This window comes from Acinetobacter sp. FDAARGOS_724, assembly GCF_013364475.1.
Classification (GTDB): Bacteria; Pseudomonadota; Gammaproteobacteria; order Pseudomonadales; family Moraxellaceae; genus Acinetobacter; species Acinetobacter variabilis.
The window spans coordinates 448,129-474,328 of the sequence record NZ_CP054908.1; the positions used below are offsets into that span (position 1 = coordinate 448,129).

Below are 26,200 nucleotides of genomic sequence, written 5' to 3' on the forward strand. Positions count from 1 at the left end.
ACTGTTTAAGTGGCTTCTTTATTTTAAAAATTAAATATTATTTTTTTGGGCTTTTTACCACTACCAATCGTTTCTGCACAAATTCCTTGAAACCATCAATTGAAAGTTCATGACCATAACCTGAATTTTTGATTCCGCCAAATGGCAGCTCTGGCGCAGTATCGGTATACCAGTTAATCCACATCATGCCAGTTTCTACACGTGAAGCCAGCTTTTTCGCCCGCTCAATATTTTGTGAATGAATGACGCCACCAAGACCATAATTGGAATCATTGGCAATCGATACAATTTCATCTTCATCTTTTGCCACATAAATTTGAGCGACCGGGCCAAAGAATTCTTCATACCAAGCCGGATTATCACGGCTGATATTTTCCAGAATAGTTGGCTGATAGAAATTACCTTCATGTTCATAAGGCTTACCACCAGTCAAAACTTTCGCGCCATTCTCTACAGCTTTATCCACCTGCTTAGTCAGTTTTTCCAACGCATCTGCTGAAGACAGTGGGCCAAGAGTAGTTTCAGAATCCAATGGATCACCAATTTTTAAGCCTTCAAAGACCTCGAGCATGCCCGCTTTAAATTGTTCTGCAATTTTCTCATGCAGGATAAAACGTTTAGCTGCTGTACAAACTTGCCCCGTGTTATTAACGCGTGCCTGACAGCCAATTTTGATCGCTTTTTCCAGATCAGCATCATCCAGCACAATGAATACATCATTACCACCCAATTCTAATGTGGATTTGGTGACATGTTTACCGGCCTGCCCCGCTACTGCACGCCCTGCACCTTCTGATCCCGTAAGAGCAACGCCTTGTACACGTGGATCTGCGATAATATCTGCGACCTGATCACTACTGATAAACAGATTAGTCCACACACCTTTCGGTGCGCCTGCATCAAGAATCAACCGTTCAAAGGCTTCAGCACATTGCGGAACGATGCTGGCATGCTTGGCTACCACAGGGTTACCAATTGCGCAGTTGGGGGCAAAGACACGCATCAATTGATAGAATGGGAAGTTCCAAGGCTCTACCGCCATAATAATTCCTAAGGGATGATGTTCTACCCAAGCTTCTCCCAGTTCCGTTTCATAAGAAACTGGCGCTAAAAACTCTTTGGCATGATCAGCATAGTATTCAGCAATTTTGGCGCAGGTTTCGATTTCACCTTCACTCTGCTTGATCAGCTTACCCATATCCAGCGTCATGATTTTAGCCAGTTCTGACTTACGTTCCCGCATATTGTTTGCCAGTTTACGAAGTACCTCAATCCGGGTATCTACTTGTTGAATCCAATCCGACTTCAGGATTTTTTCTGCGGTATCCAAAGCATTCTGGATATCTTGATCAGTATGTGACGGATAATCTTTTAATTTCTGGTTATTAAAGGGGTTAATGGATTGATAACTCATAATTAGATCCCTGCTTGGCCAATTCAATTTTTATAAATGGATAACAACGTGATTCGCGTCGTGACAGAGGTAGTAGAACCGTGAAGCTTTTTACTGAATAAATCTGGAAAGCTTAAAGACGCCATATCAACTTAGCATTGTTTTTTTCTGACTATGACTTTGCTTACAGATTGGTTCAAAAGATTACGCAGCGCAGGTAAAAGTTATATCGAGTGGTACAAAGTGAAAGTTATTTAAGAACCAGAAATACTAAAACTGATACTTTCAACATTCATACTTCCAAAAATTCCTAGTTAAATCAAACAATCCAAATCAGCTGTTCTAAGGCGATGCCTAAATAATATAAATTTCAAATTTTCAGGTATGTAGTACATTATCTATATAGCGGATAAAAGAAAATTAATCATGAATCAAATAACATCTACTATCATTCAAACAGCAGAAAACTATTTTGATAATGCAGTTTTAGAAACGACCGATACTATTTTTCAAGAAATTGTAAAAGCTTTTCCAATAGCATCATCAGGTTTAGCAATTTATCAAGCTTTTAGGAATTATAACGAAAAGCAAAAACTGAAAAATATCCTAGAATTTATAAAAGAAGGCGAAAGCTTGGCATCAGGCACATTACTAAAAATCTTCAAGGATCAAAATAACTTAGAAATAGGTGGTGAGCTACTCAATGCATTAGATAAAACTTATTTAGTGCATCAATCCAAAATGCTTGCTCGACTTGCTCTTTTATATGATGTAAATGAAATTAATAGAGCAAATTTTCTCAGATATGCTCATATTATTCCTCACTTCACTTCTTTTTTATTAGAAGGCTTAGAAAAGGCATATGTAGCCTTTGAAAAAAATAAAACTAATAAAAATTATCACCTTAAAAATGAAGAATGTAATTTTTCAGCATCTGAATTAGAAAGATTTGGTTTTTTATATGTTGTTGCAACATTCGGTACTGGCAATAATTATGGTAGATCAAAAGACTTAATCTTTTTCTATGAGAATATTTATCAACATAAACATAGAAAAAATTAAACCCATAAAAAAACCACCCAAAAGGGTGGTTTTTTCAATCTTAAACCAGCAATTACATTGCACGGTTTTTGATTTTGCGGATCGTTTCCAGCTGAGCAGCAGTTTCTGCAAGAGCAGCCAAAGCAGCAGCAGAGTCCAAATCGCTCTTTTGATTTGCTAGCAATTGTTCAGCGTGTTTACGCGCTTCAATAATTGCAGCTTCATCCAAGTTTTCTGCACGGACTGCTGTATCAGCAAGAACCGTAACAACATGCGGTTGAACTTCTAGAACACCACCAGATACATAGATTAATTCTTCTGTACCGTTTTCCAAAATAACGCGGATCGCGCCAGGTTGGAGCAAAGTTACCAGCGGAGCGTGACCAGGCATAATACCTAACTCACCGCCAGCACCTTTAGCAATTAGCATAGTTACAGTGCCTGAGTACAAAGACTCTTGAACACTTACAACGTCACATTGCATAGTCGCCATGAGAATCTCCTAAATTAGGGAACTAATTAAAGTTTCTCAGCTTTAGCAATCACTTCGTCAATACCACCAACCATGTAGAACGCTTGTTCTGGGATGTGATCGTATTCACCAGCTAAAAGACCTTTAAAGCCACGAATCGTTTCTTTAAGCGGTACAAGTTTACCAGGAGCACCAGTAAACACTTCAGCTACGTGGAACGGTTGAGAGAAGAAACGTTGGATCTTACGTGCACGGTATACAGTAAGTTTGTCTTCTTCTGACAATTCGTCCATACCAAGAATTGCGATAATGTCTTTCAATTCTTTATAACGTTGAAGAACGTTTTGAACTGAACGAGCAATTTCGTAATGCTCAGTACCAACTACAAGTGGATCTAGCTGACGTGAAGTAGAGTCAAGTGGATCGATCGCAGGGTAAATACCTTGAGAAGCGATGTCACGGCTCAATACAACAGTTGCGTCCAAGTGAGCGAACGTAGTTGCAGGCGATGGATCTGTTAAGTCATCGGCAGGTACGTATACCGCTTGGATTGACGTAATAGAACCAGACTTAGTCGATGTAATACGTTCTTGAAGAACACCCATCTCTTCTGCAAGAGTCGGTTGGTAACCTACTGCAGATGGCATACGGCCTAGAAGTGCTGATACTTCAGTACCCGCTAGTGTATAACGGTAGATGTTGTCGACGAACAATAGTACGTCACGGCCTTTACCGTTTTCGTCTTTTTGATCACGGAAGTACTCAGCCATAGTCAGACCAGTCAACGCTACGCGTAAACGGTTACCTGGTGGCTCGTTCATCTGACCGTAGACCATTGCTACTTTGTCTAGAACGTTAGAGTCTTTCATTTCGTGATAGAAGTCATTACCTTCACGGGTACGCTCACCAACACCAGCAAACACAGATAAACCTGAGTGAGCTTTCGCGATGTTGTTGATCAACTCCATCATGTTTACAGTTTTACCAACACCGGCACCACCGAACAGACCAACTTTACCACCTTTCGCGAACGGGCATAGTAAGTCGATGACTTTAATACCAGTTTCTAGAAGGTCAGTAGAAGCCGCTTGTTCTGCATAAGAAGGCGCTTGACGGTGAATTGGTAAACGCTCTTCAGTCGCAACAGGACCAGCTTCGTCGATCGGGCGACCAAGAACGTCCATGATACGGCCAAGAGTCGCTGTACCTACTGGTACAGAAATCGGAGCGTTAGTGTTAGTTACGTTCAAACCACGCTTAAGGCCTTCAGTAGAACCCATTGCAATAGTACGAACTACGCCATCACCAAGTTGTTGCTGAACTTCTAATGTAGTTTCAGTACCGTCAACTTGGAGAGCGTCATAGATCTTAGGAACGCTGTTACGTTCAAACTCGACGTCGATAACCGCGCCGATGATCTGAATGATACGACCGCTACTCATTGCTGTCTCCTCAATTCAAACTAATATATGTTAAACGGCAGCGGCACCACCAACGATCTCAGAAATTTCCTGAGTAATCGCGGCTTGACGCAGCTTGTTATAAATAAGTTGCAGGTTCTTGATCAACTCACCCGCGTTATCAGTTGCAGCTTTCATTGCAACCATACGAGCAGACTGCTCACACGCGATGTTTTCGATCACACCTTGATACACCACAGACTCGATGTAACGAACCAACAAGCCATTTAAAAGCTCTTCAGCTTCAGGCTCGTAGATGTAGTCCCAACCGTATTGACGGTTAAGCGTCTTGTCTTCTTCAGCAGCTGCCAAAGGAACAAGCTGTTCGATCTTTTGGTTTTGAGTCATGGCGTTGACAAAGCCGTTAGAAACCAGATAAATACGATCTAACTCGCCTTTATCATAAGCGTCTAACATCACCTGTACAGAACCAGATAACTGTTCAAGACTTGGAGTGTCGCCCACTTGAGTGGTCGCACCAAGTACTTTACCGCCGTAGTTTTTAAAAAACGAAACCGCTTTTTGACCAATCAAAGCAAATTGAACTTCAATTGACTGCTCTTGTTGCTGTTGAACGTGTTTTACCACTTTCTTGAACAGGTTAATGTTCAAACCACCAGCAAGTCCGCGATCTGATGACACGATGATATAGCCAACGCGCTTTACAGGACGTTCAACCATATAACGGTGTTTGTATTCAGGATTCGCTTGAACCAAGTGAGCAATTACACGGTGCATATTTTCGGCATACGGACGGCCTTGAGCCATGCGCTCTTGCGCACGACGCATCTTAGAAGCTGCTACCATCTGCATCGCGCGAGTAATTTTCTGCGTGCTTTTGATACTAGCTACTTTGGCGCGAATTTCTTTTAAATTTGCCATACGCTTAACCTAGTATTCGAAGGCCCTTTCGAGCCCTCGAAGGTTGATTCCGTGAACCAAACCAACACCAATCTAGCAAGTTGCTAAATTAGTAAGTTTGAGTCGCTTTGAATTTTTCAATACCGGCTTTGAATTCAGCTTCGATATCTTTATCCCAAGCACCAGTCTCGTCAATTTTTTGCATTAATGCAGCATGTTCTGAACGGAAGTAAGCAATTAACGCAGCATCAAAGTCCACGATTTTCTTAACTTCTACGTCAGCCATGTAGCCTTCGTTAGATGCATAAACTGATACAGCTTGGTCAGCGATTGAGTATGGAGCATATTGTTTTTGCTTCATCAACTCAGTTACGCGTTGACCGTGTTCAAGCTGTTTACGAGTTGCTTCGTCAAGGTCAGAAGCGAACTGAGCAAACGCTGCCAATTCACGGTACTGTGCAAGTGCAGTACGGATACCACCAGACAATTTCTTGATGACTTTAGTCTGCGCAGAACCACCAACACGAGATACAGAGATACCCGCGTTCACAGCAGGACGAATACCTGCGTTGAACAATGATGTTTCAAGGAAGATCTGACCATCAGTAATCGAAATTACATTGGTTGGTACGAATGCAGATACGTCACCTGCTTGAGTTTCAATAATCGGCAATGCAGTTAATGAACCAGTTTGGCCTTTAACTTCACCGTTAGTGAATTTCTCAACGTAGTCAGCAGATACACGAGAAGCACGTTCAAGTAGACGTGAATGTAGATAGAACACGTCACCTGGATAAGCTTCACGACCTGGTGGACGACGAAGAAGCAATGAAATTTGACGATACGCAACAGCTTGTTTAGACAAGTCATCATAGATGATCAGAGCGTCTTCACCGCGGTCACGGAAGTATTCACCCATTGTACAGCCAGAGTATGGAGCCAAGAACAGCATTGCTGCTGGATCGGCTGCAGCTGCTGCTACAACAGTTGTATACGCCATAGCGCCAGTTTCTTCTAGCTTACGCACTACGTTTGCGATAGTTGATTGTTTTTGACCAACTGCAACGTAGATACATTTAATGCCAGAGTTTTTCTGAGCGATGATCGCGTCGATCGCCATAGCTGTTTTACCAGTCTGACGGTCACCAATGATCAACTCACGTTGACCACGGCCTACTGGGATCATTGTATCTACTGATTTATAACCAGTTTGTACAGGTTGATCCACTGATTGACGCCAAATTACGCCTGGTGCTACTTTTTCAACAGCATCAGAAAGTTTTGCATCAATAGGGCCTTTACCATCAATTGGGTTACCCAAAGCGTCTACGACACGGCCAAGAAGTTCAGGACCAACCGGAACTTCTAATACACGACCTGTACAACGAGCTTTTTGACCTTCTTGAAGGCTTAAGTAGTTACCTAAAACAACGACGCCCACTGAATCCTGTTCTAGGTTCAGTGCCATACCGTATAAGCCGCCGTCGAATTCGATCATTTCACCGTACATTGCATCAGCAAGGCCGTGAATGCGCACAATACCGTCGGATACCATAACAATGGTACCTTCGTTTTTAGCGGTCGCGCTGGTGTCCAGATCGCCGATACGCTGTTTAATGAGCGCACTGATCTCGGATGGATTCAGTTGTTGCATTGCGCTATACCTCAATCTTTTTAAAGTTCAGTCTTCTTATTGCAATTAAGCTAGAAGACGAGTACGCATTTTTTCAAGCTTATTAAGCGCAGAATCATCTATCACTTGGTCGCCTGCACGAATAACCACACCCGCGATTAACGCCGGGTTAACTTCTACAGAAACATTTACTGCTGCATTGAATTTTTTCTCTAACGCATGAGTAAGAAGTTGTTCCTGTACAGAAGTCAATGGGAATGCTGATTCAATTACAACATCCACAGTATTGTTATTCTGTGATTTGAGCTGTTCATATTCTGCAGCGATTTCAGGAAGCAAAGCCAAACGTGCATTTTCAGCAAGCATAGTCAAAAAGTTTGACACTGCAGGCGTTTGGTCTTCGCCTAAAACTTTAGCAAAAAGTGCCACCTGCTCAGCAGGTGTCAACTCAGGGCGATTTAGATAAGCTGAAAATGCTTCGTCTTGCACCGCAGCACTGAGCAATTCAAGTGCAGTTGACCAAGAGTCAGCTGTACCTTGCTCAGAAGCGTAAGCAAATGCTGCTTTAGCGTAAGGGCGTGCCAACGTCAAGAGTTCAGCCATAATCCGCCTCTCTTAAAGTTTAGCAGCCAGCTGAGTCAGCATGGCATTGTGAGCTTCTGCGTCAACTTGCTGGCTAAGAATTTTCTCAGCACCAGCAACTGCAAGAGCAGCCACTTGTTGACGTAATTCTTCGCGAGCAGCATTGATTTCAGTATCAACAGCTTCTTTAGCTTGTTGACGAATACGCTCACCTTCAGCTGACGCTTGAGTACGAGCTTCTTCGACCAATTGCGCTGCACGACGGTTCGCTTGTTCGATCAATTGAGCCGCTTGTGCTTTTGCCGCGTCCAGTTCAGCTTTCACTTGTGCTTGCGCATCTGCAAGGTCAGCCTTCGCTTTTTCAGCAGCATTTAAGCCATCAGCGATTTTACGCTGACGTTCACTAATCGCATTGATTAGTGGTGGCCATACAAACTTCATGCAGAATGCGACGAAAATCGCAAACGCAATCGCTTGGCCAAACAATGTGAGGTTGATATTCATTGCAAATTCCTCAAATAGTGAATTTCGGAATTAAGCTGATTAACCTACAAATGGATTAGCGAAGATGAAGAACAAGCCAATACCAACACCGATCATAGGCACAGCATCAAGAAGACCCGCGATTAAGAACATACGAGTTTGAAGTTGTGGAGCCAATTCTGGTTGACGAGCTACAGCTTCAAGGAAACGGCCGCCTAGAAGACCAAAACCAATCGCAGTACCTAAAGCACCGAAAGCGATCAAGATAGCAGATGCAATTGCAACTAGACCTAAAGTGAGTTCCATGATAATTCCTCAGAGGTTAGGTTTATACCAAATTAAGTTAAAAAATTGTGCCCAACCATCCCGTGACAGTTAGGCAATACCATTAATGCTTTTCGCTTGCCATGCTCAAGTATACGATAGTCAGCATCATGAAAATGAATGCTTGTAGCGTAATAACAAGAATGTGGAAGATCGCCCAAGGCACAGATAACGCCCACTGGATCCAGAACGGTAATAACGCGATAAGAATGAAGATTAACTCACCCGCATACATGTTACCGAATAGTCGTAGAGCCAATGAAACTGGACGTGCAAGGAAGGTTACCAATTCCAGAATCAAGTTCACTGGAATAAGAATCGCTTTTGCAACTGGGTTACTTGGGTTAAATGGGTTAAGTGCTAGTTCACCAACGAAGCCGCCAACACCTTTTTCACGGATGCTGTAGAACAAGATAAGTGCAAATACAGACAATGACATACCAAGGGTAATGTTAGGGTCAGTAGATGGAACGATCTTGAAGTATACGTGGTGTGGATCAATACCAAACAGGCCACCAATCACGTGTTGAGCGACATAAGGAATCCAGTCAACCGGGATAAGGTCCATCAAGTTCATGAGGAAAATCCACACGAAGATGGTTAGCGCTAGTGGAGCGATCAAACGCGATTTACCATGGAAGGTATCGCGTACACTTGAGTCAACAAACTCGATAATCATTTCGATTGCAGACTGGAACTTGGTAGGAACACCAGAGTTTGCAGCTTTCGCTACGAGCCAGAATAACAAGCAGAAAATGATACCGAGGCCGATTGACCAACCCATTGAATCCAAGTGAATAGCAGTGAACCCCATCTGTTGAGCTTCAGCACCATTCTCGGCCAATTTCCATGTACCGTCTGGCATTTTGCCATAGGTCATATTGGTCAAGTGATGCTTGATATACTCGGTCGAAGTAAGGGCATGTTCTTCAGCAGCCATAAATCACACCTGGTCAATGTCAAAAAACTATAGAACAAACGAATATCGCGTGCTGCTTGATATCTCGCCTGCTCCTAAAAAAACTTTTCAATTTTTTGTTGTGTTTAAACTCGTTTTTGTAGACGTGACACCCAAAAAGGAGCGACCCACGACATGGCTTGAACGAGCATAAAACCACAAAACAACGCAACCGGGGATAACGGCTTGACATTGCTTAAAATTAAAATGAAACCAACAATCACAATTGCAAACTTGCCCATCAGGCCTTTATACATGTTCGAAAGAACCTGCTTAGATGCCCGGGCTCCTGCCGCTCGAAATGATTGCCATGAAAAATAACAACTCGCAAGCCAGCAGACGAACGCCCCCAAAGCGGCACTCAAGGCTAAGGTTGAGTCTTTCACGACCCAGCCAATCAAGGCTGAAACAGGAATCATTAATGCTTGTAAGAGGACTAAAGCTTTCGCTAATCGTCGGTCAATCAAGCGACTAGTTCGGCTCATTATTTATTCACTCACAGCAAGCATGCTTGACAAGTTTAGCTGATGATTATTTTTAATCGCAGGCATTATAGAGTTACACCCCTGAACATGCAATCTTTTCCCGACCTTAGTCGTGTTTTTTTCAACAGATCAAATGCTGGCAAACTAATCAAAACTTGATTATTTTTAAATCATTGATGGGCATTTAACACACATTTACGGGTTTGCTCGGCCAATTTCTGCCAGGCCTGGATAAAGTCCCCTGCCCCACTCATGCTTTCATCGACACTCTGGAATACAATCGGTTTCAGTTTAAGGTACTGACTTTCACCAGCATGTGCTTCTGCCAGCAGACACATTTTGCTCTGCACACGACTGTCTTGCAGATACTTGATCTGCGCCACGGTTGGTGACACATGTGGATCATCCGTCAAAGCCCCCATGAACTTCAGGTTCAATGGGCGTTCCAGATATTGATAGGCATCATGATAGGACCAATAAGGTTGAGCTTTACTTGTAGAACTATAACGCTGTGCAGTCAAAAACATGGTTTGGGCAAAGTCACGCGCATTTTTCCAATAGGCCTCCCGATGCTCAGGCAGTTGCTGAGAACGTAGGGCTGCAATAAAGAAACCGATACGTACTGCATTGTTAGGATCGAGCCAGACATGGGTATCGACAGTATCTTTTAAGGCTTGCCCACGTGGATTACGCATTGGCAAAGTGGTCAGAATACCCGAATCTAAAATCGCGATACTTTTATTGTTATTGTTCAACACTTTTGCCAACGGTGCTTCATGTGCCTGCCCTAACCAGATCACCAGACCAGCATCCTGAATCGTTTTCCGGTGTGCCGGGGTCAGGCTGACATCATGACCAGTTTGATTGGCCAATAATAAAGTCGGCTGTTCCACGCCTTGAGTAATGGTCTTGGCAATCAGATAAATCGGCTGCGTTGAAACCACCAGATTTTGCGACCAGCTTAGGGTGCTGAACAAAGCCAGGCTACACAGGGCAAGGAAACGGAACATGAAGAGAAATCGCTATATAAGGACAAATTTGATAGTGTTATAATATAACAAAATTACAAAAATACCTATGCCCAATCGAAACTCTGGACGCTTCATGTTAAGATTTGAAATCTTTTAATTTTCAGTTTCGCACCTGAGGTGAACTATGGGTTCATGTTCGCACGAACACCACAATGCATTGCACGGCGTACACGACCATCCAAATGTCGCGCAGCGTCTGGCCGAAGCAGAGAGTCTTTGTGCGGCAAGTGGCGCACGCCTCACTCCTTTACGCAAAGAGGTACTGGAACTGATTCTGAATGCAAGCGGCCCGATGGGTGCGTATGATCTGCTGGCACAAATGAAAAATACCAGCGACCGTCCTGCTGCCCCACCAACGGTGTACCGTACACTCGACTTTTTATTAGAAAAAGGCTTTATTCACCGCCTGACCTCTATTAATGCCTATATTCCCTGCTGCCATCCGCGTGAAGGCCATCAGGCGGCATTCTTGATTTGTACTGAATGTAAAGCCGTAAAAGAAGCATCTGCACAAGGTTTATTAGAACAACTGGATGCCTTGGCGGCTTCAGACGATTTTAGTGCACACCACAGCATTATCGAAATTTCAGGAATCTGTCAGCAGTGTCGCAACAAAGCTTGAATGCATCACCCTTGATCCAGCTTTCCAAGATCTGGGTCAATATTGATGATCGTGACATTTTAAAGGCCATTGATTTCTCTTTGCAGGAGAAAGAGATTGTTACGCTGATTGGGCCGAACGGTGCCGGTAAGTCGACCCTTATAAAGGTCATGCTTGGGATCGTCAAACCGAAATCAGGTGAAATCAAAACGGCGCGCAAGCTGAAGTTCTCTTATGTGCCACAAAAATTCAATCCTTCACATAGTTTACCGCTACGTGTCAAAGATCTGCTGGCGCTAGAAAAATGCCCATCAGCTATTAAAGCTGAAATTATCCGTGATACCGGCATTGCCAAGCTGGAAAATTCCAAAGTTCAACAGCTTTCTGGCGGTGAACGTCAACGCGTCCTATTGGCTCGTGCCTTATTACGTCAGCCGGATATTCTGGTACTGGATGAACCGATGCAGGGTCTAGATATTCAGTCTGAGGCTGAACTGTATGAATATGTGCGTAGCCTGCCGGAAAAATATGGCTGTGCCATTTTAATGGTATCACATGACCTGCAATGGGTGATGCAAGGTACGCATCGTGTGGTATGCCTGAATAAACATATCTGCTGTAGCGGCCTGCCAGAAAGCGTACAGCAGCATCCAGAATATCAAGCCATTTTTGGTACCAACCGGGTGTTCTACCAGCATCATCATGACCATTGTGCGCATGGTGATTCAGCCACACCATGCCAGCACGATTCACGCCCCCACATTCACCCCGAGCCGGAAGCTTAAGCCATGATGGATTGGTTATCTCTCCTATTACCTGCATGGATTATGGGAACACTCTTGGTGTTCCTGACCGCACCACTCGGCTGTCTGATGCTATGGCGTCGTATGTCTTTCTTTGCAGATACGATGGCACATGGCACTTTGCTCGGTGTTGCGATTGCTGGTGCACTCAGTTTGCCATTATGGACTGGTGTCACCTTAATCGCCTTACTATTGGTGGCGATTTTATGGGTACTTCATGACCCACGTCTCCCAAATGACGCGTTGTTAGCATTATGTTCAGCAACCCTATTATGTTCTGGCTTATTGTTCATTCAACATTTACCAAGTTTAAGACCAGAACTGCTGAGTTATCTGTTCGGTGATTTGCTGACGATTTCCTGGAATGATTTACCGACTTTTGCTGTGGTGATTATTGTTGCACTGGCTGTGATTTATAAAAGCTGGCAGGCACAGATCCAGATTGCCATTGATCCTGATATGGCGATCAGTGAAGGGGTGAATGCAAAACTGCAACGTCTGATCTTTATGCTGTTATTGGCATTGTTTACTGTATTGGCATTACGTGCGGTCGGTTCACTCTTGATGGGTGCATTGCTGGTGATTCCAGCTTTGACGGCTCGCCTACTGGCAAATTCTCCTCGTCAAATGGTGATCTGGGCTTTTGTGATTGCACAAATTGGTGTGACAGTCGGGCTCTGGTCAAGTGCAGGTCTGAATATGTCAACAGGTCTGACCATTGTGCTGACCATGTCAGTATTTTTTGCTGCTATCTTTATTCTGCAGAAGTTTAAAAAACTGGCTTAAGACATGGCAGGCAAATTTTATCTAATTAGTGCCTGCTTGCTCGGACACAAGGTCCGTTATGATGGCCGCGACTGTCTGGTAAAAGAGTTGGTCGATCATTTGCTACCAGATCAATATGTCACAATTTGCCCTGAAGTCAGTGGTGGTTTGCCTATCCCCCGGCCCTCAGCAGAAATTCAAGGCGGTACAGGATTAGAAGTTCTTAAAAGTTTAGCTCAAGTAACAGATATTCAAGGACAGGATGTATCTACTGCTTTTATACAGGGAGCTTATGCTGCCTTGGAGCTAGCACAGAAATTTCAAGTCACCCATGCTGTCTTAAAAGCCAATAGTCCATCTTGCGGCAGCAAGCTGATTTATGATGGTTCATTTACTGGAAATAAAATTCAGGGTGATGGCGTGACGGCTGCATTATTTAAACAGCATGATATTGAGGTCATGACTGAAGATGAATTTTTACAGATGATTCTTTAAGAGATCGTTAAATTCCCTCTCCTTTAAGAAGAGGTTTCCCTACTGATGCACCAAACTCAATAAAAACGCAGCTCCAGCGAACAAGCTGGCAAAAGTTCGATTCATGACTTTCTGCTGTTTTGGCGATTTTAGAAGACTCAGAACCTTGGCAGCCAAGCCGGTATAACCTGCCATCACAATCAGATCAATCGTTACCATAGTCGCGGCCATAATCATATATTGAATCCATTGCGGTTTAGATAAATCCAGAAATTGCGGTAATACTGCCAGCAAAAATACAATTGCCTTGGGATTACTCATATTGACCAGAAAACCGTGGATGACGAGTTTTCCAGCTGATTTTCGTGCGAGTTCATGTTTAATTTCAATCGACTGCGCTGGTGCTTTCCACTGCAATAAGGCCAGATACAATAAATAGGCAACTCCAAACCATTTCACAGCAAGAAATGCCCAAGGTGTAGTCGCGAACAATACCCCTGCCCCGGCAGCCACAATGGCAATTTGAACCAATAGGGCGAGTTGCAGGCCGAGCGCATTCCAGTATCCATGTCGAAAGCCATAATTCAGTCCGCTCGACATCGAAGCAATAGCACCCGCACCTGGGGAAATACTGATCACCCAACAAGCTAACATATAAGCAAACCAGACTTGATAGGACATGGAGATTTAACTCATTCAAATTCAGGATCTAATTATAGGACTTACGCACTATTATTTATAGATTTTCTGTGGCAGCAGATGATTCTTATCGAGAATAAATTCATCAATAAAGTTCTTGATAATTGGTCTAAATAATTTCTTCTGCCAACGATATACATTTTCAAAGATCCGCTCAAACTGGTTCTTTTGTATCTCAACATAGGCCATCAAGGCTGAGAAAATATGATTCAAAATCAGCTTGGATCGTCTTACTTGAAACTTTTCAATATGACAAACCTGTTTAATTACTCGATGATATTGTTCTATTTTCCAATGACTTGAATGTAATTCATAAAAACCATCAAAGGACAATAAATCATCTTCATCTTGATGCACAATATAAAATCTCTGCTGTTCTTTTAACTGAGTCTTAAATAATTGTACAAAGCCAACATCTTTGAGCCAGACCACTTGACCCTGATGAAAATTCGGCAATAAACGGAGTTGAAACCATTGTCCTTTTTCAGGGGAAACCTTACGGTTACTGTCGACACCAAACATAAATCGAATACCATGTTTTCTTATGGTTTTTAGATTTTCAGTCGATGAATACCAACTATCACCTGTAATGAATTGAATCTTTGCACCCCAATCGAGTACTTCACTTAACATCTCCATAAAGTAATCATTCTTGGTTTTACTTTCTGACTTATCATAAATTCGAAAATTAATTGGAATATTTTTGCCATGTTGATCTGTCGCATACAAGGTAATGAGATTAATACCCTTGACGGATCGGTGGTGTTTACCTGACCAAAAATAGCTAACTAAGTCCATATGTTGACTATATGGCTTATCTAAAACAGTATCATCAATACTGACTATAAGTTTATTATTATCAATGTGTTGAATTGCTTCTTGATATAGATCGCGAGCTGTGTAGTCTTCACGCTCCAAAAAGCGATTTACACTGTCATGCGAGATATTATAAGTCTCGGCAAGTTGTGTGCAGCTAATAGAGTTTGGTTCTGTCATGAGAAAGCCCATATAAATGGGTAATGTACAAGTTGCTGTAGAAGCATGTTTAGTTCGTCTGATCACAGATACGTTATAAAGTAGTTTGAGACTTTTTTAAATCCCTCAATGCGTAAGTCCTATAATTATATGACTTTTCCAATATTTTCAGCCAAAAAAATTGCTTAAACATCAGACTGCATACTATTCACTCTATAGCGCTTCAGGCACAATAGCAGGATTGGATACAGAAATTTATTACAGGAGCCATGAATGACAGCCCAATCTGTAATTTTGCCATTACCTTCAGATCATGCTCGCTTTATTGTTTTACGCCTGAAAGATCTCAGTATTGAAGATTTTAAGGAACGATTAGAACAGCTCTTTACGACACGCGATCGCCTGATTACCCAACATCCGAATGCGCAAATTAAAGCGGCTGTCGCTTTTGGTCCTGAACTCTGGTCAAAACTGTATGAACAGGCACCTGCTGGTTTTAAACAATTAGAGCCAATTCAAGGTTCATTTAATATGCCTGTGGTTCCCGCTGATGTACTGATTCATATTGCCAGTGCGCGTGCCGATATCTGTTTCGCCTTGAGTCAGTCTTTCTTCGAAGGTATTCGCGATCAGGTTGAAGTATTAGATGAGCGTGTTTGCTTCCGTTACTTTGATGGCCGTGATATTACCGGTTTCATCGATGGGACTGAAAATCCACAATTTCCGGATGATCGTGCTGAAGTGGCTTTACTCGGTGAAGATGCTGGTATTTTCCAAGACGGTTCATTTATTTTTGCGCAGCGTTATGCGCATAACCTGGATAAATGGAAGAAACTCAAAGTCGATGCTCAAGAACAAGTCATGGGTCGTACCAAACTTGAATCGATTGAGCTCGAGGATGAGGTAAAACCTGCCAATGCGCATATCGCTCGTACTGTTGTTGAAGATGAGGAAGGCGAGGAAATGGAAATTCTACGTCACTCTCTGCCTTATGGAGATGGTCGTGGTGACCAAGGCCTATTCTTCATTGCTTATACCAAAGACCTGAAAATCATTGATGCCATGTTAGTGCGTATGTTTGGTACATCAGGCGATGGGATCCATGACCGCTTGCTACATTTCGTGACTCCAATGGATGGTGCGTATTACTTTGCACCAAGTGAGGAGTTGCTAGAAGAGGTTTTGGAAGGGTAAAATTTATAAGGTCGGTGATTGCTACATTCTCCATAATGTAGCAATCTAAAAAATTATTTTTTAAGAAAGTTTCTATAATTAATATTTTCACACCCTAGAGTAAATGTTAAGCACTTTAAATCTGAATCTAAAATCAATTTATAGTCATTAATTTTCCTGTTACTTTCCCTAATATTGGCATTAGACCTCTTGCGAAAGTATCGTTTTACCTAATTTTTGAATTGGCTAAAACCTTATAAAATGTAGCTTTGGGCTGTTTAAATTTTGACTAACGCAAGAGGTCTATTATATAAATATTTTTTCTCTTCTTTAATATAAGAAAAATTATCACCAGCCAATATACTCCCGTAATCACTTTCTAAATTAGCAGATGAAGAATTTACTACTGGAGCTTCAATAACTAAATTTGATAACTTATTATATATAAAAAAGTTAGATATAAATTTTTTATAAGGTCTTTTCACATAATCTAATTCACTAAATTCCCTTATCCGAAAGGCAACTATTTTTTTATCTTGATAAAGTATTTTTAAATCTACAGTTGATTTTAAAGGCACAGTACCTTGATATAAAATATAATTTTTTTGATTATTTAAAACTTCGACGCCATAACTCTTAAGAATGTAATCTCCACCAGAATATTTTTTGTTTTTACCCCCATAATCAACTAAACTTAATTTTAAATTTTTATTTAATTGAGAGAATCTACCAAATTGATCCAGAAATAAAACTGGCTCTTTAATTTGGGTAGCACTTTGCTGGTAATCATTCCAATCTATATTTTTTGCGTGACATGATAGTGAAAAGAAGCTACTGCTAATTATTACTATAGATTTAAGTATTTTCATATTTTAAGTGCCTAAATCAATTTGGTTATAAAAAAAGGAATAGGATCAAATCTTCCTTGCAAGCCTGTACCGAGCAATGCTGAACTTCTTGCCTCGAAATGCAAATGTCCCCCTTTCGATATAGTAGTCATTCCCTTCGCATTTCCAGTAGAACCTGTTTTACCTAAAATTGTCTTAGCATCAACAACATCTCCTTTTTCAACATCTATGGTAGATAGATGTGCATAAAAAAAATAAATTGATTGGCTGTTTGTAATATTTTTTGATGCATAAGTTTTTTGCTTTTCAGGCAAGTCATCAATGTTTACTTCTAATACTATAATTTTGCCATATGCCTTTCCACTATCTGTTGCAATAGCAATAACCCCACTACATACCGCAAAAATATTCGTACCGGAATCAGCAGCTAAATCTATACCTTGATGGTTTCTAGTACCTCCATTTCTAACTTTCCCAAAAGTAGCACTTTTTACATTAGCTAGACCGGCAACTCTTAACTGGTTTATTGCTAAAGGATCTACCCACATTCCGCTGCCTCCAACAATTTTATTTTCTTGTATTTCGGTACTTGGTGTTGGTGTTGGTGTTGGTGTTGGTGTTGGTGTTGGTGTTGGTGTTGGTGTTGGTGTTGGTGTTGGTGTTGGTGTTGGTGAAGAAGTTTGCCCCAATAAAATTTTAATTGTTTCATCTAAAGATAAATTTATTCCAGAAGTTTTAGATTTATCCAATACATAATCATAAATATTAATATGTGCATCGATGTATACTCTTAGCCATATTCCATAAGCAACTTTTGCATCGTTGTCATATCTTTTCAAATAATCTAAAGCATTTTGTTTACCCTTATTTCCAAATTGTGCAAGCAATAACATTTTTGCTCTTTCTGGGGAAAAACTATTGTTTATGAATGACCTCGCACCTCCAGCTCCTTCATGATGTAATAGATAAGCAAATTTAGCTATTGAGCTCGGCTCTGTTAATTTTTGATAAGGTAGTTTTGACCATTTAAAATTTATAATTGCATAAGCAGCTGCTGCATCAATCGAAAATTCAGAGTTGAATCTAAGATTTAAAAGTTGCTCCTCAGTAAGATATTTATTTTTTGAAGCATATTGCCCTATTAAAGATTCTTGGTTTTTACAAAGTTCAAGCCAAGTACCTTTAAGAAATTGTGTTAATCCTGCGGCATTTGTAGTGGTATTAAAACTTTTGGAATCCCATTCTCCATTACTTTTTTTTGCAGCTTCAGCATGAATTAAAGCTGCTAGACTATGTGGAGTAAATCCATGACGTTTCGAAGCGTCTATAACGAATTTTCTATATTTATTATTTACTGTATTGAGTATGAAGTTCTCTTCTGTAAATTGGCTTGCAATTATATGGGTACTATTACCTAAATCAGTTCTTTTTTGGCTATTTACTGGCTTAGGTAAAATTATAGATGGTTGACTAGTATCTATTTTTTCATTTACCCCTTTTTCAATAGGATCTGCTAAATTTTTTAAGGATTTTTTGATTTCCTCTATTGTCTGTTGAACTATACCCGATTGAGGATAGTGACTGCCGGAGACTTTCATTTGCCTTGAAGTCAGCCTTAAAACTTTTTTCCCTATTGGTAAAGTTTTATGATTAGCTATTAAATCAAAATTACTTTTTATATTTTTATAATAAACTTTTAAACCTTTTGAATGATCTAAGATTTCTATATCATTAATTACACCGTCTTTAAAATTTATTTCTTTTGATTTACCATCATATTCTAGTTTTACAATTCCTTTTGAAATAGGTTTAAAAGATAAATCTAATAATATAATTTTTAAAATCAATTCAGCTTCAATCTTATTGATCTCATCAATATATATTTTTTGACCTACTTGTATTTTATGAATAGAAGAACCATTCAATTTATTAATTTTAGCTAATTTTTGTACTGTAATATTAAATTTTTTCGAGATACCCCACAATGTATCTCCTTTTTTTACAATATAATAATTCACAGAGAACACCTTTATAATTATTGAATATCTTCAATTTGAATTCCATGTTCACCCACATCAAATTCCTCCTCTAAATCTTTATTATCTAAATCTTCAAAGATATTTGACCATTGCTTAAATCCTACCAATGCTTCATAAGCAACCCATTCTTGAGAAATAGATAATTGCGTTTTACCATTAGAATCAGTTTTACCTTCCCATAAAATTTCCTTATTTTCAGGTATAAACATAGTTACTTCAGCACCTTCAATTCCACTACCACCTAAACTATTAAATAAAAAATCTACAGCGTATGGTCCAGATTTAGGCAACTCAGGAATCTCATAAATAGTTTTGGCTCCTTCTTTAAATATATGCTGCCCCGCTTTACACTCAAACTTCCCACCTGTTACTCCAAATACACCTTGTCCATTAATCTTTAACTGAGATCCACCGGCAGTAAGCACAATTTCTTTAGGGCTTATAATTTCAATTCGATCTTCAGTTGAAATAATTTTTACTTTATGACGAGCAATTGTTTCTATTGCGTCATCTTGTGCCTGGAGTTCGACCTTTCCCTTTGCCGCAACGGCTTTTAATCCTTGTTGGGCTGCAAATAAACTGATCTTGTCCTGAGCGTGAGCAATCAAAGATTTCTGTGTGGAAAAATTAATATTATCCGCAGCACTGTGGTTAATCTGCTGATCAGCTGAAAGATACAGGTCTTCATTAGTTGAGAGTGCAATTGAATTCGGTGCGCACAGCAGCATTAAAGCTTGTTTAAAGGTTTCAGCCTTGCTTTGATCTTGCTGTTCAATCTGATCCAGAAATTTTTTTAGATGATCTAACCCTTCTAAGGGGTCTGTTTGCTGATTTTTGGCAATCTCACTTAAAGCCTTACTATGATTCAAATTTGATTCAAGCTGGCTTTTCGCAGGACTGGTATCTAAGTGATTAGCATTGGCATTTTCTTGTTTATAGGTAGAAAGAAGCAAGCCAGCTCCCGCTCTAAGTGCTCCCCATTGATCTGTTCTTAACTCAAAGCCCTCACCACGCCCGTCGCTAGCCTCATCTTCTTTTGGATGACTTAGATTTCCTAAATTTAGCTGACTGGCCCCATGACTACTTTGCAGCTGTGCACTAATCTGTCCAGTTGTATCATCGAAGCGAATCTGGTTAAAACCTTCGCCATCCACCTCTTGAGAACGGATACCACTTAGTTTTTTAGTGAATGGCAACTGCCCCTTCTTATCAAACATAGTTTGATAACGTTCAGCTTCATGAATACGTCCAACAATAAAGGGGCGATCAATATCCCCTTCGAAGAAATCAATCACTACGATTTCCCCGATACGTGGATGGAATCGGGCGCCATAACCTTCACCTGCCCATGGCGTTAGCACATCTACCCAGGCCGAATCAGTGTCATTATCATTGGCACCAGCACCACCATCATGCTGATGATCTTCACTACGGGTAAACAAAAAACGGACCTTCACACGTCCCCATTCATCGACATAAATAGTCTCACCTTCAGACCCTACTACTTTCGCCCGTTGTGGATAGGCCATAGGCCGATGTTGTAGTGGATGATATTTAGGTATTACAGGAATATCTCGACGAATTAAATACAGCTCATTACCTTGTCTCTCATCATCCAGAACTTTCCAGTGACTGGACTGCATGAGCTGATCCAGCTGTAGCAAAAGATCTTTCGGTAAATTATTTTGGTTATAGAAGTGTTTGCCCAAAATTAAAAATTCACGCTCATTGTGCGGATGTTGATCAATTTCGGGATGGTCATGCAGTTCAAACCAGTAACCGACTTGGGCATCACGAACACTACTGCTGGCCTTAAAATATTTGGACTGCATAGCATGATAGTGACTAAGTTGCTGACTGAGTTGATCCAGTTGAGCTGGACTGGATGATGTAGCCTGATCTTCTCTCTTTAGGTCACTGGTCCAAGCTGGACTGATGTTCCAGACATCTTCCAGACTTAAACTGGTATGATCCTGAACACTACTTTGCTGAATATTCACTAACTGCTGGTTTTGCTCCTGCTCCAGATCTATAGCTTGCCAGCGTTGCAATGCAACACTATTTGGTACAAGTTGTCGCTCAGCAATTAGGCTGGTGATAGTATCGAATTGCTCAGTTGCATGACTGCGATGGAAGCGGATGGAACGGCGTTTTAAGGCTTGAAAATATTGCTGCTCATCAACAAGACGCAGGACTTGTGGCTGAATGGTTTGAGCTGAGATTGGAATAATTAATTCCTTTTCATCAATCAGCCAGTTAATACCCTCACTACGCCATAAGCGGGTCAGAAAATCATAATCACTTTCATTGGACTGTATGACCAATGGCCGTACATCATATTCACGATTTAGTCCGGAAAGATCCAAACTTAAACTTTTCGCAAATAAGCCACTTCGCTTTTGCCATTCAGTAAACAGAATCTCACTAATCGCTTTGATACTTTTATTCAAAAACACACGGCTATTACGGCGTTTATGCCAAAGTGAAGTCGCATCTTCGAGAGTCAGCTGATAGACACTTAAAGCACCATCGCTATGCCCCTGTTTAGCTGCGGTAATAATACCTGTAGTCCGGAAAAGCTTACCTTGATCAGTGACCTGATCAACAGCAACCTGACAGCCAATAAACTGCTTTAAGGCAATATAGGGATGGGTGGATAGACAAAGTAATTCAGCATGTAGTCCCTCATTGATCCAGTGCCTGCCTTCAATACGCTGAATCAGGACCTGAGAATTTAAAATTTCATTGGAAAATCGGAGATGAAGTGCACGCTTCTGTGAGCTTAGACCCAAGCCTTCAAGCACCGTATAAATACTCTGTAGCATTTTATAATTATTATTTGAGGTTATTTTTATCGCACTGATTTTAGGGAATAAGCTTAGAACAATCCATCTTGGTATTTATTTCACATGAATTAACCACAAATAACCTTACCCTGACCTAATATTCTCTATGCTTATGAAATAGAAGATGTATTCTGTTTCAACCTTTTCGATTTTTCTGATTATTTGCTGATTCACTTACTGCTACACTGAAAGCCGAATACTTTATATCTCCTACATCATCCTCGATTACAGGATAAGCCAGAGGCCAAGGACATGCTTGAGTTACATTCTAAACTTCCCAATCTGGGCGTTACTATTTTTAGTACCATGTCAGCCTTGGCACAAAAACTCGGAGCAATTAACCTGTCACAAGGTTTTCCGGATTTTCCTGCTCCACCGCAATTGATTGAAGCCCTCAGTCGGGCAGCTGAAAATGGTTTTAACCAATATGCACCGGGTGATGGCTTGCCAGTATTACGTGGTCTGGTCGCTGATCTTTATCAGCATCGTGACCAGCTTACTTTAGATCCGGTAGATGAAATCACCATTACTCCTGGCGCAACGATTGCAATCTTCTGTGCAATTCAGGCAACGGTACGAGCAGGTGAAGAAGTCATTATTTTTGATCCCAGTTATGACAGCTATGCGCCAAGCGTGAAGCTGGTCGGTGCCAAACCGGTACATATCGCTCTAGAATATCCTGGTTTTTCTGTGGACTGGAATAAGGTCAAAGATGCAATCAATGACCGTACCCGCATGATTGTAGTGAATACACCGCATAATCCCACCGGAACGGTATGGACAGAGCAAGACTGGCAGCAGCTGATTGAACTGATTCGTGATCGCAATATTGTAGTTCTGTCTGATGAAGTTTATGAACATCTGGTATTTGATGAAGTTCGTCATCATTCTGCAGCATCATTTCCGGAACTCCGTGAACGCAGTTTTGTGATTGGTTCTTTTGGTAAAACCTTTCATGTGACCGGCTGGAAAACCGGTTTCTGTGTTGCACCACCAGCCTTAATGCAGATGTTCAGACAGATTTACCAGTTTGTCAGCTTCTGTGGCGTGACCCCAATTCAGGTGGCTCTGACCGAATATATGCAACTACATTCTGAACATATCCATGAGCTGTCCTGTTTTTATCAGGCCAAACGGGATCTGTTTAATCATGCACTGACAGATTCCCGTTTTCACTGGACGCCGTCTCAAGGCACCTATTTCCAGAATCTGGATTACAGTGAAATTCGTCCTGATCTGGATGCACTGTCGATGTGTCACTATCTGGCGGAACAACACGGTGTTGTGGCGATTCCGGTATCAGCGTTTTATCAGGAGCCGCCTAAAGATTTACACTTATTGCGCTTCTGCTTTGCCAAAAAAGATGAAACCTTGATAGAAGCAGCACATATTCTTTCCAAAGTTTAAAAAAATAGACTTATTGGTTACTGAAAAGCTAAAGCGTTCTTGATGCTGATCAAGGATAATTTAGTCCTGATAAATATATGAAAAATCAAGAACAGGATGTCATATGGCACAGCAAGCATTGGTTCACCAGCAGAATTTATGGAAAACATTTTTTATTTTCCTGTTACCGCTGGTGGTTACCAACATCCTGCAAAGCCTGTCCGGTACGATTAATACTGTTTTTGTCGGGCAAATGTTGGGCGTGCAAGCGATTGCTGCAGTTGCAGTATTTTTCCCGATTCTGTTCTGTCTGATGGCCTTTGTGATTGGTCTCTCTGCAGGTTCTACGGTTCTGGTAGGACAAGCTTGGGGTGCCAGAAATCTTGAAAAAGTGCGCTGTGTAGTTGGCTCTACCCTGTTTATGACGCTGATTGGTGGCAGCCTGATTGCCCTATTGGGAGTATTTTTTGCTGAAAATATCTTGCAATTACTGGGCACAGATCCGGATGTGATGCACCTGTCTTTACCTTATGTGCAATGGATGCTGGCTGGTAGTCCTCTGATTTTTATTTATATTATTTATACTTCAATTTTACGCGGGGTTGGAGACAGTACTACGCCACTGTTTGCCTCTGCCCTAACGATTGGTGTGGGCTTGGTAGTGACACCGGTCCTGATCGCGGGTTATTTTGGTTTTCCTAAGATGGGGATCATCTCTCCCGCAATTGCAACCATTCTGGGTAACTTGGCTGTACTGTTATTTCTTATTCTCTATTTAAATTATAAACGTCACCCTCTAAGACCAGACTGGGCATTGATCAAAGATATTCGTCATCAGCCCCAGCTCAGCAAGATTATCCTGCGCTTAGGTATTCCAACCGGGGTTCAAATGGTCACAACTTCAGTCGCTGGTCTGGTCATTGTGGGTCTGGTCAACCGTTATGGTGCAGAAGCGACGGCGGCCTATGGTGCCGTGAATCAGGTACTGAATTATATTCAGTTCCCTGCTCTTTCTATTGCCATTGCAGCTTCAGTCTTTGGGGCACAGGCCATTGGTGCTGGTAAAAATGATTTGCTCAATAAAGTGACTCGAACTGCCTTAAGTATGAATATCTTGTTCACAGGTAGTCTGGTAATTCTAGCTTATCTGTTTTCTAAATATCTCATGGCTTTGTTTATCACTGACCCGCAGGTCGTGGTCCTAGGTCAGCAACTTCTCTTCATTGTCCTATGGTCGATTCTGTTCTTTGGTGCTAGCGCAATTTTTGCTTCGATCATGCGGGCCAGTGGCACAGTGACAGTCCCGATGTTGATCAATATTATTGCCATTATTGGCATTGAAGTACCAGCTGCCTATATGTTCAGCCGCTGGTGGGGTTTACAAGGGATTTGGTATGGTTATGCCTTGGCCTTTGTCTGTCTTTGTATCATGCAAGGCCTGTATTACCAGTTTATCTGGAAGAAAAAAACCATCGAGGCACTGGTTTAATCTTCCAGCTTGGACTACTGGATAAACCTTAGCAAAGCACCTCTAAATAGCGTATTTCCTGCTTAATCCATATTTTTTATATGGATTCATTTTTATTATATTTTTTCAGCCATGAAGATCCTTGTTATAAGCTGTGTATTGTATAAAAACACAAGGTCTTCTCATGGCTAAACGACAAATTAAACTGAGTGCTTTTATTCCAACGACTTCGCAACATGCGGCAGGTTGGCGCCATCCTCAGTCTCGTCCTAAGGATCATTTAAGTATTGATTATGCGATTGAATTGGCGAAAACTGCTGAACGCGGCCTGTTTGATGCCTATTTCCTTGCAGATGGTCTGGCAGTCAACTGGAGTCATGGTGCTTCCAAACATAATAAGAATGTGGCTTTGTTGCACAAATATTTAAAAGACAGCACCTGCTTATCTGAACAGAACTCAAGTGACAACTTGGGTATGAGGACAACCTAATTCTGTAAATCTGTTTAATACTGCTATGCGTGCATGAATCTCATTGACCTGACTAGGAAAACTCCTTGCTGTTAATTTATCGCCTAATCATTTGATGCAATGCATCTTGGTTTCGACCAAACTTCGCCGATGATAACCAGACCATTTTTTCCAAAGCATTCTTCCTAAACGTTTCACTGTTTTTAATAATTCATTCCGCTCTAAAGATCTCAATTTCTGATCTTTCCATGGTTTTGCATTTTTTCTTGGTGGAATGACCGCATGTGCATCTAGATCTAAAATGACTCGTCTGCAGTACTTCGTATCATAAGCACCGTCGGTATAGACCGAATCAATTCGTTCGTCTAAAGGAATTTGAGCAAGTAAATCATCGAGTACTTGTGAATCGCTCACATTATTTGTAGTGAGCTGTACTGCACGTATTTGCAAGGTGTCGGCATCAATACCAATATGAAGCTTACGCCATTGGCGACGATATTCAGGTCCATGTTTCTTACGTTTCCATTCACCTTCACCTAGAAACTTCAAACCAGTTGAGTCTACGAGTAGATGTAGCCCATCGCTACTTTTTTGATAGCTAATCGCAATATCAATATGTTTTTGTCTTCGACAAAGCGTGCTGTACGAATATCGCTGATATTCGGAGCAGCTCATTTACACAGTTTAATCAAACTTTGAACAAAACCTGTGACCATGCGTAAAGAGAGTCTGAATAGAGATTTGATCATTAAGCAGCATTGGATGGCTGTGTCGGAGTAGATTTGATTTCGACCTTGCTTGCCTTGTGGTTGTGCATACCACTGAGTGTTTGGATCAAACCAAATGGAAATATTACCTCGGTCAATGAGGGCACGATTGTAGGAAGACCAGTTAGTTGTACGATAGATTTTAGGAGCAGGTTTATTCATAT

The 26,200-nt window shown here is 41.2% G+C and carries 25 protein-coding genes and 1 pseudogene; 9 read left to right on the top strand and 17 right to left on the bottom strand.

Annotated features, from left to right (window positions below):
* Nucleotides 1–37: 37 nt before the first annotated feature.
* Complete coding sequence (locus FOC32_RS03495; protein ID WP_175966361.1) at nucleotides 38–1,414, bottom strand: NAD-dependent succinate-semialdehyde dehydrogenase; 1,377 nt, start codon at nucleotides 1,412–1,414, stop codon at nucleotides 38–40.
* Between the two features lie 405 nt (nucleotides 1,415–1,819).
* Here FOC32_RS03495 and FOC32_RS03500 point away from each other — a divergent pair, with 405 nt between their 5' ends.
* Complete coding sequence (locus tag FOC32_RS03500) at nucleotides 1,820–2,455, top strand: hypothetical protein (protein ID WP_175966363.1); 636 nt, start codon at nucleotides 1,820–1,822, stop codon at nucleotides 2,453–2,455.
* Nucleotides 2,456–2,507: 52 nt separating this feature from the next.
* Here the strand turns inward: FOC32_RS03500 and FOC32_RS03505 are convergent, their stop codons facing one another.
* From FOC32_RS03505 to FOC32_RS03550, 10 genes are all read right to left on the bottom strand, one after another.
* A complete protein-coding gene (locus FOC32_RS03505; protein WP_004780711.1) occupies nucleotides 2,508–2,927 on the bottom strand; it encodes a F0F1 ATP synthase subunit epsilon in 420 nt (139 codons plus the stop codon).
* A gap of 26 nt (nucleotides 2,928–2,953) precedes the next feature.
* Nucleotides 2,954–4,348 carry a F0F1 ATP synthase subunit beta gene (gene atpD, locus FOC32_RS03510; RefSeq protein WP_004780710.1) on the bottom strand — a complete coding sequence of 465 codons (1,395 nt, stop codon included), beginning with the start codon at nucleotides 4,346–4,348 and terminating at the stop codon, nucleotides 2,954–2,956.
* 30 nt (nucleotides 4,349–4,378) lie between these two features.
* Nucleotides 4,379–5,248 carry a F0F1 ATP synthase subunit gamma gene (gene atpG / locus FOC32_RS03515; RefSeq protein ID WP_004780708.1) on the bottom strand — a complete coding sequence of 290 codons (870 nt, stop codon included), beginning with the start codon at nucleotides 5,246–5,248 and terminating at the stop codon, nucleotides 4,379–4,381.
* Between the two features lie 88 nt (nucleotides 5,249–5,336).
* Nucleotides 5,337–6,881, bottom strand: a complete 1,545-nt coding sequence (atpA, locus tag FOC32_RS03520; RefSeq protein ID WP_004780707.1) for a F0F1 ATP synthase subunit alpha — start codon at nucleotides 6,879–6,881, stop codon at nucleotides 5,337–5,339.
* 45 nt (nucleotides 6,882–6,926) lie between these two features.
* On the bottom strand, nucleotides 6,927–7,463 hold the full coding sequence (locus FOC32_RS03525) for a F0F1 ATP synthase subunit delta (RefSeq protein ID WP_004780705.1): 537 nt from the start codon (nucleotides 7,461–7,463) through the stop codon (nucleotides 6,927–6,929).
* A gap of 12 nt (nucleotides 7,464–7,475) precedes the next feature.
* Nucleotides 7,476–7,946: a F0F1 ATP synthase subunit B gene (locus tag FOC32_RS03530; RefSeq protein ID WP_004780703.1), complete on the bottom strand. Its 471-nt coding sequence runs from the start codon at nucleotides 7,944–7,946 to the stop codon at nucleotides 7,476–7,478.
* A 39-nt stretch (nucleotides 7,947–7,985) separates the two neighbouring features.
* Nucleotides 7,986–8,231: a F0F1 ATP synthase subunit C gene (atpE, locus tag FOC32_RS03535; RefSeq protein ID WP_000424060.1), complete on the bottom strand. Its 246-nt coding sequence runs from the start codon at nucleotides 8,229–8,231 to the stop codon at nucleotides 7,986–7,988.
* Nucleotides 8,232–8,313: 82 nt separating this feature from the next.
* A complete protein-coding gene (gene atpB, locus FOC32_RS03540) occupies nucleotides 8,314–9,189 on the bottom strand; it encodes a F0F1 ATP synthase subunit A (RefSeq protein WP_004780701.1) in 876 nt (291 codons plus the stop codon).
* A gap of 104 nt (nucleotides 9,190–9,293) precedes the next feature.
* Nucleotides 9,294–9,692, bottom strand: coding sequence for an ATP synthase subunit I (locus FOC32_RS03545; protein ID WP_004780700.1), 399 nt, complete (start codon nucleotides 9,690–9,692; stop codon nucleotides 9,294–9,296).
* A 170-nt stretch (nucleotides 9,693–9,862) separates the two neighbouring features.
* Nucleotides 9,863–10,702 carry a metal ABC transporter solute-binding protein, Zn/Mn family gene (locus FOC32_RS03550; RefSeq protein ID WP_175966365.1) on the bottom strand — a complete coding sequence of 280 codons (840 nt, stop codon included), beginning with the start codon at nucleotides 10,700–10,702 and terminating at the stop codon, nucleotides 9,863–9,865.
* A gap of 145 nt (nucleotides 10,703–10,847) precedes the next feature.
* Between FOC32_RS03550 and FOC32_RS03555 the strand changes: the two genes are divergently transcribed.
* Genes FOC32_RS03555 through FOC32_RS03570 form a run of 4 tightly spaced genes read left to right on the top strand, consistent with a single transcriptional unit; the run spans nucleotide 10,848 to nucleotide 13,387 of the window.
* Complete coding sequence (locus FOC32_RS03555; protein ID WP_175966367.1) at nucleotides 10,848–11,345, top strand: transcriptional repressor; 498 nt, start codon at nucleotides 10,848–10,850, stop codon at nucleotides 11,343–11,345.
* A complete protein-coding gene (gene znuC, locus FOC32_RS03560; protein ID WP_005233382.1) occupies nucleotides 11,327–12,109 on the top strand; it encodes a zinc ABC transporter ATP-binding protein ZnuC in 783 nt (260 codons plus the stop codon). Before FOC32_RS03555 ends, znuC begins: the two co-directional genes overlap by 19 nt.
* 3 nt (nucleotides 12,110–12,112) lie before the next feature.
* Nucleotides 12,113–12,913, top strand: coding sequence for a zinc ABC transporter permease subunit ZnuB (gene znuB / locus FOC32_RS03565; protein ID WP_175966369.1), 801 nt, complete (start codon nucleotides 12,113–12,115; stop codon nucleotides 12,911–12,913).
* Between the two features lie 3 nt (nucleotides 12,914–12,916).
* Nucleotides 12,917–13,387 carry a DUF523 domain-containing protein gene (locus FOC32_RS03570; protein ID WP_175966371.1) on the top strand — a complete coding sequence of 157 codons (471 nt, stop codon included), beginning with the start codon at nucleotides 12,917–12,919 and terminating at the stop codon, nucleotides 13,385–13,387.
* A gap of 39 nt (nucleotides 13,388–13,426) precedes the next feature.
* Here FOC32_RS03570 and FOC32_RS03575 read toward each other — a convergent pair whose 3' ends face one another.
* Together FOC32_RS03575 and FOC32_RS03580 are read right to left on the bottom strand one after the other, a co-directional pair.
* A complete protein-coding gene (locus FOC32_RS03575; protein ID WP_175966373.1) occupies nucleotides 13,427–14,047 on the bottom strand; it encodes a LysE family transporter in 621 nt (206 codons plus the stop codon).
* A 51-nt stretch (nucleotides 14,048–14,098) separates the two neighbouring features.
* The gene (locus FOC32_RS03580) at nucleotides 14,099–15,127 is read right to left on the bottom strand and encodes a transposase (RefSeq protein WP_077067961.1); all 1,029 of its coding nucleotides are present in this window, start codon (nucleotides 15,125–15,127) and stop codon (nucleotides 14,099–14,101) included.
* 186 nt (nucleotides 15,128–15,313) lie between these two features.
* Here FOC32_RS03580 and FOC32_RS03585 point away from each other — a divergent pair, with 186 nt between their 5' ends.
* Nucleotides 15,314–16,234 (top strand): Dyp-type peroxidase, encoded by a 921-nt coding sequence (locus FOC32_RS03585; RefSeq protein WP_175966375.1) that lies wholly within the window; start codon nucleotides 15,314–15,316, stop codon nucleotides 16,232–16,234.
* A gap of 257 nt (nucleotides 16,235–16,491) precedes the next feature.
* Here FOC32_RS03585 and FOC32_RS03590 read toward each other — a convergent pair whose 3' ends face one another.
* Genes FOC32_RS03590 through FOC32_RS03600 form a run of 3 tightly spaced genes read right to left on the bottom strand, consistent with a single transcriptional unit; the run spans nucleotide 16,492 to nucleotide 21,925 of the window.
* Nucleotides 16,492–17,082: a hypothetical protein gene (locus FOC32_RS03590; protein ID WP_228761273.1), complete on the bottom strand. Its 591-nt coding sequence runs from the start codon at nucleotides 17,080–17,082 to the stop codon at nucleotides 16,492–16,494.
* 11 nt (nucleotides 17,083–17,093) lie between these two features.
* A complete protein-coding gene (locus tag FOC32_RS03595; protein ID WP_175966377.1) occupies nucleotides 17,094–19,079 on the bottom strand; it encodes a peptidoglycan DD-metalloendopeptidase family protein in 1,986 nt (661 codons plus the stop codon).
* 17 nt (nucleotides 19,080–19,096) lie between these two features.
* Nucleotides 19,097–21,925, bottom strand: coding sequence for a type VI secretion system Vgr family protein (locus tag FOC32_RS03600; protein WP_175966379.1), 2,829 nt, complete (start codon nucleotides 21,923–21,925; stop codon nucleotides 19,097–19,099).
* Nucleotides 21,926–22,198: 273 nt separating this feature from the next.
* Here FOC32_RS03600 and FOC32_RS03605 point away from each other — a divergent pair, with 273 nt between their 5' ends.
* The 3 genes from FOC32_RS03605 (at nucleotide 22,199) to FOC32_RS16960 (ending at nucleotide 25,290) form a co-directional block, all read left to right on the top strand.
* Complete coding sequence (locus FOC32_RS03605; RefSeq protein ID WP_175966381.1) at nucleotides 22,199–23,353, top strand: methionine aminotransferase; 1,155 nt, start codon at nucleotides 22,199–22,201, stop codon at nucleotides 23,351–23,353.
* A 103-nt stretch (nucleotides 23,354–23,456) separates the two neighbouring features.
* Nucleotides 23,457–24,821, top strand: a complete 1,365-nt coding sequence (locus FOC32_RS03610; protein ID WP_004780677.1) for an MATE family efflux transporter — start codon at nucleotides 23,457–23,459, stop codon at nucleotides 24,819–24,821.
* Nucleotides 24,822–24,984: 163 nt separating this feature from the next.
* A complete protein-coding gene (locus tag FOC32_RS16960; RefSeq protein ID WP_228761274.1) occupies nucleotides 24,985–25,290 on the top strand; it encodes a hypothetical protein in 306 nt (101 codons plus the stop codon).
* On the opposite strand, the pseudogene FOC32_RS03620 reads toward FOC32_RS16960, so the two are convergent.
* Nucleotides 25,258–26,198, bottom strand: a pseudogene (locus tag FOC32_RS03620) (IS5 family transposase). The gene FOC32_RS16960 and the pseudogene FOC32_RS03620 sit on opposite strands and share 33 nt — an antisense overlap.
* Nucleotides 26,199–26,200: the final 2 nt, after the last annotated feature.